This is a genomic window from Candidatus Omnitrophota bacterium (assembly GCA_013791745.1).
In the GTDB taxonomy this organism is placed as follows: Bacteria; CG03; CG03; order CG03; family CG03; genus CG03.
On sequence record VMTH01000003.1, the window covers coordinates 1 to 1,818 of the forward strand.

At 48.5% G+C, this 1,818-nt stretch carries 1 protein-coding gene; it reads right to left on the reverse strand.

Annotated features, from left to right (window positions below; all coding sequences use genetic code 11):
- The coding region (locus FP827_00075; GenBank protein MBA3051484.1) for a hypothetical protein at positions 1-578 on the reverse strand (578 nt) is incomplete at its 3' end.
- Positions 579-1,818 lie beyond the last annotated feature (1,240 nt).

Here is a 1,818-nt window from a genome sequence, read left to right on the forward strand (position 1 = left end):
CCGCGCAGGATCATCCCGACATCGGGGCCCGGCACAAAACGGCCCATCCAATCCGTGCTCATTTTGTTCAGGTTAAAATTCCATAGCTTCTGATTGTAGGGGAGAAAAAAGAGCGACGCCATCCTTTTTCCGAAGGAATCCTCCGCCCATTTTCTGAATGATCCGCCGGCGGGAGCCCCGCTTTTATAAACTTTCAGATAATCCCTGACACATTTCTCCTTTTCATCTTTGGGAAGATACGCGAGGTGATACTGAAAAGGATAGGGCACGAGAGTGTTCATGATGTGTATTGAAGCCCTGCGGGAGTGCTTTTTCAGATCTATTTTCAGAGTGTCCTCTATAAAAGTTTTCCATAACGAATCCTTTTTTTTAAAATGAAGAAGATGCCCCGTGTGGTCAAACGAAAAGCCTTCTTTTTCCTCGGTGCGGCAGAGCCCGCCCGCGCAGTCTTTTTTTTCAAGTATGAAAGGTTTTATTTTTTTTCCGCCCGCCGACGGGTTTTCAAGAAAATGCGCCGCCGTCAGGCCCGTGAGCCCCGCGCCCAAGATCACGACTTTGTCTTTCTTCTCACTTTTCATGCTTTACCGCTTATCACCAGTTTATTCCCAGCTTAAAATAAGTCTCATAGCCATCTCTGTTCATCATCCTCGCTCTGTCCCATGATAACATAAGAGGATAGGTCTGGAAAAGCAGCGTGCTCATCCGGAAACCGAAACCGACGGAATGTTCAAGGTTGCCTCTTGTGAGATCGTCGCTGCGCGAAAAACATTCGCCGCCGTCATAAAATAAAACGCCTTTCAAATTCTGGAAGAACATCGGGGGCAGCAGCCACCACAGGTTGTAGTCGATGTTCGGGAAAATATAAAATCTGTATTCCGCCGAAAACACGGCCAGGCGGTTTCTCTCAGGGAATGTCCTCAGTCCCCTGACCCTGTCCCATCGGCTCAGGTCAAAGACTTCCGGTGTCGGGCCCCATGAGAACCGGCCCATCAGCCTCAATGCCAGAATGTCTCCCGGAAAACGCAGGGGCAGGAAAAGCTGGTGCTCAAAATACAGAGAATCGTAATTGATGTCCCCCTTTGCCGAGGAGGTGCTGAAAAGGACTTCTTCTCCCTCAAAGCTGCCGCGGCTCTGCAAAAAACTTATGTTTGACCTTGAGCCGTTCACCACATCCATAAAACGGTAAACGCTTTTGTCTCTCACCAGGGAGAGCATATAATAATTCTCGTAATCCTCGTAAAAAGAAACATTTCCGGAAGATGTGTAATAGCCGAGACCCAGGCGTTCACGGTCAGTCCGCCCCAGTTGAAGTTCCAGCCTGTTCTCGCGGTCAAGCGGACGGCGGAACAGCATGCCCGCGGAATTCCTCTTATTGTCTTTGATCAGCAGCTGGGAATCATCCTCAAGAGTCGTCCATCTCGTGTCCCTGTAACCTGATGCGAAAAACCCGACATTTGTTTTCCATTTTTTATAAAGATAGCTGAAATCATAATTCATGTCTTTTGTGGAAGACAGCCATTGCAGAAAGAGGGATGTCTCATGGCGGCTGATCATATCCGAGGCCTGAAAATAATTGAGGAGATAGAAATCGGCGTCGCCTTCGGAGAAAACGAACATGGCCAGAGGATATATGAGGTCAAGCGACCACTGGGTTTTGTAGGGCTGAAAATTGAAGACCCGAGCGGCAGAGGCCGGCGGTGAGGATTCTTCCTTTGATCTCTCTATTCCGGCGACGGCGTAATCATCAGCTTCCCTGGCACTTTTTGAAACAGGTGTTTTTATGTCTATCCCTCTTTTCAGAAAGTTTTTTTCCCGTGA